The sequence below is a fragment of the Rhodococcus sp. P14 genome (assembly GCF_000256505.1).
Lineage (GTDB): Bacteria > Actinomycetota > Actinomycetes > Mycobacteriales > Mycobacteriaceae > Rhodococcus > Rhodococcus ruber.
In genome coordinates, this window is the sequence record NZ_AJFC01000316.1 from 1 (window position 1) to 8,183 (window position 8,183).

Sequence of the window (8,183 nt, forward strand, 5' to 3'; positions counted from 1 at the left end):
GGGCCTGCGGGTCGCCGTCCTCGAAGCCCGCGACCGCGTCGGCGGCCGCACGTGGACCGACACCATCGACGGAGCGATGCTCGAGATCGGCGGTCAGTGGGTCTCCCCCGACCAGACCGCCCTGATCGCCCTCCTCGACGAACTGGGCCTGCGGACGTTCGCCCGCTACCGCGGGGGCGAGAACATCTACCTCGACGGCGAGGGCCGGCCCGTCCGGTACCGCGGCGAGACGTTCCCCACGTCCGAGCACACCCGCGCCGAGATGGACAAGCTGATCGCGCTGCTCGACGAGCTCGCCGCCGAGATCGGCCCCCACGAGCCGTGGGCACATCCGCGGGCGCGGGAACTCGACACCGTCTCCTTCCACCACTGGCTCCGGGCCAACTCCGACGACGAGGAGGCGTGCGCCAACATCGGGTTGTTCATCGCCGGGGGCATGCTCACCAAGCCGGCCCACGCGTTCTCCGCGCTGCAGGCGATCCTCATGGCGGCCTCCGCGGGTTCGTTCAGCAACCTCGTGGACGAGGACTTCATCCTCGACAAGCGCGTCGTGGGCGGTATGCAGCAGGTGTCGGAGCGGCTGGCCGAAAAGCTGGGCGAGGACGTGTTTCTCGGAAATCCGGTGCGGACCCTGCACTGGTCCGAAGGCGAGGAGGCCGGGGCACCGGGGCGCGTGCGCGCGGTGGCCGACGGCGTCACCGTCGATGCCCGGTTCGCCGTGCTGGCCGTGCCGCCGAACCTGTACTCCCGCATCTCCTACGTCCCGCCGCTGCCACGCCGCCAGCACCAGATGCACCAGCACCAGTCCCTCGGGCTCGTCATCAAGGTGCACGCCGTGTACGACACCCCGTTCTGGCGTGAAGAGGGCCTGTCCGGCACGTGCTTCGGCGCCGGGGCACTCGTCCAGGAGATCTACGACAACACCAATTTCGAGGATCCGCGGGGCACCCTGGTGGCCTTCGTGGCGGACGAGAAGGCCGACGCCGTCTTCGAGCTCTCCGCCGCGGAACGCAAGGCCGCGATCCTCTCGTCCATGGCTGGTTATCTCGGCGAGAAGGCGCTGAACCCGGTGGTCTACTACGAATCCGACTGGGGTTCGGAGGAGTGGACCCGCGGGGCCTACGCGGCGAGCTACGATCTCGGCGGACTGCACCGCTACGGCAAGGACCAGCTCACCCCCGTCGGACCGATCCTCTTCTCGTCGTCCGACCTCGCCGCAGAGGGCTACCAGCACGTCGACGGCGCCGTGCGCATGGGCGAGGACACGGCCCGGCGCATCCTCGACGCCCTCGGCTCCCCCGCGACGGCGACCGCAGCGTCCGGCGCCCCGACGCACTGACCGTCCGGACCACGAAAAGACCGAACATACTGTTTTACAACACTTTTCACGCTCGCCCGGCGCCGGTTTCGGCATCAGGCCCGCTCACGACGAGGTGAGCATTCCGGTCCCGGCGACGCCGCCCCTCCGGCGGCGCCGCCCTCCGAACCCTCCGCACCCGATCCGGCCGCCGGATCCCCTGGCCCGGCACCACCGGTGCGGCCCACACTGATCACCAGAGTCCCTGCCCCGGTCGGGCAGGCCTCCGAGAGGAACCCAGTCATGACCGATCTCCGCGAGAACTACATCGACGGCGCCTTCGTGCCCTCGACGGCCACGCAATCCCTGCCGCTGATCGACCCGGTCGACGAATCCCTCGTCGGCTCGATCCCGGTGTCGACCGCCGCCGACGTCGACGCCGCGGTCGCGGCCGCGCAGCGCGCGTTCCGGACCTGGGGCAGGACCACCCCCAAGGAACGCCAGGCGGCGCTGCTGAAGCTGGCCGACGCCCTCGAAGAGCACTGCGACGAACTCGTCGAGGCGGAGTGCCGCAACACCGGCCAGCCGAAGTCCATGATCGCCGACGAGGAGGTCAAGGTCGGCGCGGACCAGCTGCGTTTCTTCGCCGGCGCGGCCCGCATGCTCGAGGGCAAGGCGGCGGGCGAGTACATGGAGGGCCACACCTCCTACGTGCGGCGCGAGCCGATCGGAGTGGTCGGGCAGGTCACGCCCTGGAACTACCCGCTGATGATGGCGCTGTGGAAGATCGGGCCCGCGCTCGCGGCCGGTAACACGATCGTGCTCAAGCCGAGCGATACCACCCCCGACAGCACGCTGGTGCTGGCCCGCCTGACCCGGGGCATCCTGCCCGACGGCGTCTTCAACGTCGTGCTCGGCAACGCCGCCACCGGCACCGCCCTCGTCGAGCATCCCGCCCTCGGTCTGGTGTCGATCACCGGCTCGGTCCGCGCCGGCACCGAGGTGGCGGTCTCCGCGGCCCGGCAGCTCAAGCGCGCGCACCTCGAACTCGGCGGCAAGGCCCCCGTCCTGGTGTTCGACGACGCCGACGTGCTGAAGACCGCCGAAGCCGTCGCGGCGGCCGCCTTCTTCAACGGCGGCCAGGACTGCACGGCCGCCACCCGGGTACTGGTCCACGAGTCGATCCACGACGACCTCGTCGACGCGCTGGCGCGGCAGGCCGAGCAGCTGCGTCCGGGCCGGCCCGACGACCCGGACGCGTTCTACGGCCCGCTCAACAACGCCGTGCACTTCCAGCGCGTCGCCGAGAAGATCGCCGCCCTGCCCGCCTCGGCGACGATCGTCACCGGCGGCAAGCGCGCCGGCGAGAAGGGCTTCTTCTTCGAACCGACGATCGTCACCGGCGTGGACCAGCACGACCCCATCGTGCAGGACGAGACCTTCGGCCCGGTCCTGACGGTGCAGTCCTTCGCCACCGAGGGCGAGGCCGTCGCGCTGGCCAACGACGTCCGCTACGGGCTCGCCGCGAGTGTGTGGACCCGCGATCACGGGCGCACCCAGCGGCTGTCCGCCTCGCTCGACTTCGGCGCGGTGTGGATCAACTGCCACATCCCGCTCGTCGCGGAGATGCCGCACGGCGGGTTCAAGCAGTCCGGCTACGGCAAGGACCTCTCCGCCTACAGCGTCGAGGACTACACCCGTATCAAGCACGTCATGAGCACCCACGACTGACCCTCCGCGGCCCCACCGCGCCGTTGCCGGAAGCCGGCCGTACCCCTACCGCCGGCTTCCCCTACCGGATCGGAATCCCATGAGACTGGTTGTCGGATACCTCGCCACCCCCAGCGGCGCGGACGGGCTGGCGCTCGGCGTCCAGCTGGCCCGCAGTCTGGGCGCCGAACTCGACATCTGTATGGTCCTGCCCCCGGATCGCCCGGTGCCCTCCCGAGTGCCCGCCGAACCCGGGTACGAGGACGTCCTCGCCGGCACGGGCGAAGCATGGCTCGCCCAGGCGGCGGCCACGGTGCCCGACGACGTCCGGGCACACACGCACCTGAGCTTCCACGATTCCTTCGCGCAGGGCCTGCTCGACGAGGTGGCCCGGCTCGGCGCGCGCGCCGTCGTTCTCGGGGCCGCGGGCGACGGGCTCCTCGGCCGGCACTCCATCGGCACGGTGTCGTCCGAGCTGCTGCATTCGGCGCCCGTGCCGCTGGCCCTGGCACCGCGTGGATTCCGGCACTCCGCCGCGCCCCACGTCCGCGAGGTCACGTGCGCACTCGGCACCCGCACCGGAGCGGACGTCCTGCTCAGGACCGCGGTCCGCGCCTGCGAGCGGATGCGCACGCCGCTGCGGCTCGTCTCGCTCGTCGCCCTCGACCCGCAGGGTCTCGGCCGCGACGCGCGCAAGTCGCACGAACTCGCCCTCGAGTCGGCGCGGGCCCACGCCCGCACCCTGCTGGACACCGCCCGCGCCGAACTTCCCGGCGACTACCCGGTCAGGTCGCTCGTCGCGGACGGGGACACCGTCGAATCGGCGGTGGCGAAGCTCGAATGGCACGACGGCGACGTCGTGATGGTCGGCTCGAGCCGGCTCGCCCAACCGCACCGGCTCTTCCTGGGTTCGACGGCAGCGAAGATGCTGCGGGTCGTTCCGGTGCCCATGATCGTCGTTCCCAAGCACGAGTTCGAGAACAGTGAGTAGACCCGTCATGACGAATTCGCTTCCCACTACCGAGATCCGGGAGGTCACCCCGATGACCGCACCCACCGACGGGGTCGTCTCCAAGGGCCTGGCCGCCGGCCGGATCGGCACGTTCGCCGGGGCCGTCCTGGGCGTCTCGTCCGTTGCGCCGGGGTACACGCTGACGGCGAGCATCGGCCTGATCGTCGCGGCCGTGGGGCTGAAGATGCCGGCGATCTTCATCGCCGGGTTCATCCCGATGTTCCTCACAGCGTATGCCTACCGCGAGCTCAACTCCGAATCACCGGACTGCGGAGCGTCGTTCACGTGGTCGACGAAAGCCTTCGGCCCGTACGTCGGGTGGATGTGCGGCTGGGGCATGGTGATCGCGACGATCATCGTGCTGTCCAACCTGGCCGCGATCGCCGTCCAATTCTTCTACCTGTTCCTGGCGCGGATCACCGGAGACGCCGCGCTCGCGGATCTACCCGGGAACAAGCTCGTCAACGTCGGCACGACCCTGGTGTTCGTCGCGATCGCGACGTGGATCGCGAGCCGTGGCATCACCACCAGCGAACGCGTCCAGTACGCGCTCGTCGGCTTCCAGATGGTGCTTCTGCTCGCGTTCGCGGTCGCGGCGCTCGTGCACGTCGGCGCGGGCGACGCGCCCGCCGGACTCTCGTTCGACGCGGCGTGGTTCGACCCGTTCCACGGGCTCGCGCTCGGCGCCTTCGTGATCGGCGTGACCGGGTCGATCTTCGCGTTCTGGGGATGGGACACGTGCCTGACCCTCGGGGAGGAGTCCCGGGACCCGAAGAAGACTCCGGGGCGGGCCGGGTTGCTGTGCGTGGCAACGATCCTGCTGACCTACCTGCTCGTGTCGGTCGCGGCGATGATGTACGCGGGAGTCGGCACGACGGGTCTCGGGCTGGGCAATCCCGACAACTCCGAGAACATCTTCGGCGCCCTCGCCGATCCCGTCCTGGGCCAGTGGGGCGGCCTGCTGCTCTTCCTCGCCATCTTCGTCTCGTCGGTGGCAAGCCTGCAGACCACCTTCCTGCCCGCGGCGCGGACGATGCTCGCCATGGGCGCCTACGGCGCGTTCCCACGCCGGCTGGCCGCGGTGCACCCCCGCTTTCTGGTGCCCTCGTACGCGACGGTCGTCGCCGGGGTCGTCACCGCCGTGTTCTACGCCGGCGTGACGTTCCTGTCCGAACGGACCCTGCTCGACACCATTGCGGCGCTGGGAATCATGATCTGCTGGTACTACGGGATCACCGCGTTCGCGTGCGTGTGGTACTTCCGCGGACGGCTGTTCACCAGCGCCCGCAACGCCGTGTTCCGCTTCGCCTTCCCCCTGTCGGGCGGGATCATGCTCGCCGCCGTCTTCGCGATCTCCGTGGGCGAGAGCATGAATCCCGACAACGGCAGCGGTGCCGAGATCGGCGGCGTCGGGCTGGTGTTCTTCCTCGGCTTCGGGATCCTGCTGCTCGGCGCGGTCCTGATGCTGGTGATGCGGGTCCGCAACCCGCAGTTCTTCCGTGGGGAGACCCTCACGCGCAGTACCGCCGCGCTCACCGGTGAGACGGACGTGCTCTCTACCGACCGCGGTTGACCTCGGGCCGCACCGATCCCCGCCGGCCGGGCGCTCAGCGCCCGGCCGGCGTCTGTGCGATCAGGCCGGCGACCAGTACGCGCAGGCCGAATTCGAAGGCGGCATCGGCCCGTTGCGGATTCGGGCCGGCGGTCTGCAGCGCGGCGCGCATCGCGTCCCCGGTTTCGGGGACGTTCGCCCACACCACCTCGGGTGCGGCGAGATCGAGCGCCGAGCCGAGAACGAAGCTGTCCACCGTCGTGACGGCATGCAGCACCTGCGCCGGCGTGAACCCGGCATCGGTGAAAGCTTGTGCCAGAGCGTTGTACATCCCGAACGCGACCGGTGACTGCACGGTCTGCGCGGTGAACAGCGGGATCAGCCGCGGATGCGCGGCGTAGGCGCGACGGTACTCGCGGGCGAGGGCGGCGACGGTCTCCGACCAGGCGCCGGCCGGGTCGCCCACGACGATGGTGGACATGATGCGTGCCCGCATGGCCTCGACGATCTCGGCGCGCCCGGACACGTGGTTGTACAGCGACGACGGCCGCACCTTCAGCCGCTCCGCCAGTCCGGGCATGGTGAAGTCGCCGGCGGTGTCCACCATCCGAATGGCTGCGTCCGTGATGATCTCGGGCGAGAGCAGCCGCTTGGGCGGTCGTGGCATACGAACACTCCTCGAAATCGTCGTGGGCTCTTGCCCTGAACGCGCTCGTCCACCATACTTAACGAATCAAATTCGTTTTATCCCCCGGACCGATTCCCGAGGACTCCATGCTCACCATCACCGCCACCACGCCGCCCGACTCGCTGTGCCGAGTGGAATCCCCCGATCGGCCGCCGCTGCGCGTCGGACTGGTCCAGCACCGCTGGCACGACGACGAACGGGCGTTGCGCGCCGAACTCACCGAGGGCATCGCCACCGCCGCCGGGCTGGGCGCACGTGTCGTGTTCCTGCCTGAACTCACCCTCAGTCGCTACCCGGCCGACACACCCGGCGGCGCCGACGCCGCCCGGACGGCCGAGGACCTGCGGACCGGCCCGACCGTCGCCTTCGCCGCGGCCGCCGCCTCCGCCCACGGCGTGTTCGTGCACGCCTCCCTCTACGAACGCGCCGACGGTCCCGACGGACTCGGCTACAACACCGCCGTCCTCGTCTCCCCGGCCGGCGAACCGGTGGCCCGCACCCGGAAACTGCACATCCCCGTGACCGCCGGATACCACGAGGACACCTACTTCCGGGGCGGACCGGCCGACGACCCGTATCCCGTCCACACCCTCGACGGTCTCGACGGCGCCCGCATCGGCATGCCGACCTGCTGGGACGAGTGGTTCCCGGAGGTGGCGCGCGTGTACTCGCTCGCCGGCGCCGAGATCCTCGTCTACCCGACGGCGATCGGTTCCGAGCCCGACCATCCCGAGTTCGACACCCGTCCGCTGTGGCAGCAGGTGATCGTCGGAAACGGCATCGCGAACGGCACGTTCATGATCGTGCCGAACCGGCACGGCTGCGAGGGAGCCGTCACCTTCTACGGCTCCTCGTTCGTCTCCGACCCGTACGGACGCATCCTGGTGCAGGCACCGCGCGACGAATCCGCCGTGCTGGTGGTCGATCTCGACCTCGCGCAGCGCCGGGACTGGTTGTCGCTGTTCCCGTTCCTGACCACCCGCCGCCCGGACACCTACGGCTCGCTGACCGCGCCGGTGGACGCGCACGCACCCTTCGGAGCCGCGCGATGAGCTGGCGCATGCCCGCGGAGAGCGAACCGCACGAGCGCACGTGGATGGCCTTCCCCACCGAGGGATACTCGCTGGGCGACACCGCGGAGGAGCACCACGAGGCCCGCGCCACGTGGGCGGCGGTCGCGCATGCCGTCGCCGAGTTCGAACCCGTCACCGTGGTGGCCGATCCCGGCCAGGTCGACGCGGCCCGCCGGTACCTGTCCCGCGATGTCGAACTCATCGAGGCTCCGCTCAACGACGCCTGGATGCGCGACATCGGGCCGACCTTCGTCCTCCACGACGACGGGCGCCGCGGCGGGGTCGACTGGGTGTTCAACGGCTGGGGCGCCCAGGACTGGGCCCGATGGGACCACGACGCCCGGATCGCGTCGTTCGTGCTCGAGCGCGCCGGCGTCGAGCGTGTCGCGTCGACGCTCGTCAACGAGGGCGGCGGCATCCAGGTCGACGGACTCGGCACCGTCCTGCTCACCGAGACCGTTCAGCTCGATCCCGGCCGCAACCCGGACCTGGGCAAGGCCGCGGTCGAGGCGGAACTGCGGCGCACCATCGGTGCGACCTGCGCCGTCTGGCTGCCGCGCGGGCTGACGCGGGACCAGGAACGCTACGGCACGCGCGGGCACGTCGACATCGTCGCCGCGATCGCGTCTCCGGGTGTGGTCCTCGTCCACGACCAGCGCGACCGGGACCACCCGGACTTCGATGTCACCGCCCTGATCGTCGACCGGCTGCAGCACAGCACCGATGTCCGCGGCGAGCCGTGGCGCATCGTCCGGGTGCCGGCCCCGGCGACGGTGCGCGACGACGGGGGCTGGGTGGACTACAGCTACATCAACCACTACGTCGTCAACGGCGGGGGGGGCGCCCGCCCC

The 8,183-nt window shown here is 70.5% G+C and carries 7 protein-coding genes; 6 read left to right on the top strand and 1 reads right to left on the bottom strand.

The annotated features are described in order from the left end of the window. From OEY_RS28860 to OEY_RS0122670, 4 genes are all read left to right on the top strand, one after another. Positions 1–1,339 (top strand): flavin monoamine oxidase family protein (locus OEY_RS28860; protein ID WP_010596046.1); only part of this gene is annotated, 1,339 nt, incomplete at its 5' end. Positions 1,340–1,600: 261 nt separating this feature from the next. Then, complete coding sequence (locus OEY_RS0122660; protein ID WP_010596047.1) at positions 1,601–3,028, top strand: aminobutyraldehyde dehydrogenase; 1,428 nt, start codon at positions 1,601–1,603, stop codon at positions 3,026–3,028. Positions 3,029–3,107: 79 nt separating this feature from the next. Continuing rightward, positions 3,108–3,998: a universal stress protein gene (locus tag OEY_RS0122665; RefSeq protein WP_010596048.1), complete on the top strand. Its 891-nt coding sequence runs from the start codon at positions 3,108–3,110 to the stop codon at positions 3,996–3,998. Positions 3,999–4,005: 7 nt separating this feature from the next. Continuing rightward, positions 4,006–5,592, top strand: a complete 1,587-nt coding sequence (locus OEY_RS0122670; protein ID WP_010596049.1) for an APC family permease — start codon at positions 4,006–4,008, stop codon at positions 5,590–5,592. A gap of 34 nt (positions 5,593–5,626) precedes the next feature. On the opposite strand, the gene OEY_RS0122675 is transcribed toward OEY_RS0122670, so the two are convergent. Continuing rightward, the gene (locus OEY_RS0122675) at positions 5,627–6,238 is read right to left on the bottom strand and encodes a TetR/AcrR family transcriptional regulator C-terminal domain-containing protein (protein WP_010596050.1); all 612 of its coding nucleotides are present in this window, start codon (positions 6,236–6,238) and stop codon (positions 5,627–5,629) included. A gap of 107 nt (positions 6,239–6,345) precedes the next feature. Between OEY_RS0122675 and OEY_RS0122680 the strand changes: the two genes are divergently transcribed. Both OEY_RS0122680 and OEY_RS0122685 read left to right on the top strand, forming a co-directional pair. Further along, positions 6,346–7,311 (top strand): nitrilase-related carbon-nitrogen hydrolase, encoded by a 966-nt coding sequence (locus tag OEY_RS0122680; RefSeq protein WP_010596051.1) that lies wholly within the window; start codon positions 6,346–6,348, stop codon positions 7,309–7,311. Beyond that, positions 7,308–8,183 (top strand): agmatine deiminase family protein (locus tag OEY_RS0122685; protein ID WP_010596052.1); only part of this gene is annotated, 876 nt, incomplete at its 3' end. The genes OEY_RS0122680 and OEY_RS0122685, both read left to right, overlap by 4 nt.

Coding starts and splice junctions, on each gene's coding strand:
- OEY_RS0122680 (WP_010596051.1), top strand. CDS start 6,346: ATGCTCACCATCACCGCCACCACGCCGCCCGACTCGCTGTGCCGAGTG.
- OEY_RS0122670 (WP_010596049.1), top strand. CDS start 4,006: ATGACGAATTCGCTTCCCACTACCGAGATCCGGGAGGTCACCCCGATG.
- OEY_RS0122665 (WP_010596048.1), top strand. CDS start 3,108: ATGAGACTGGTTGTCGGATACCTCGCCACCCCCAGCGGCGCGGACGGG.
- OEY_RS0122660 (WP_010596047.1), top strand. CDS start 1,601: ATGACCGATCTCCGCGAGAACTACATCGACGGCGCCTTCGTGCCCTCG.
- OEY_RS0122675 (WP_010596050.1), bottom strand. CDS start 6,238: ATGCCACGACCGCCCAAGCGGCTGCTCTCGCCCGAGATCATCACGGAC.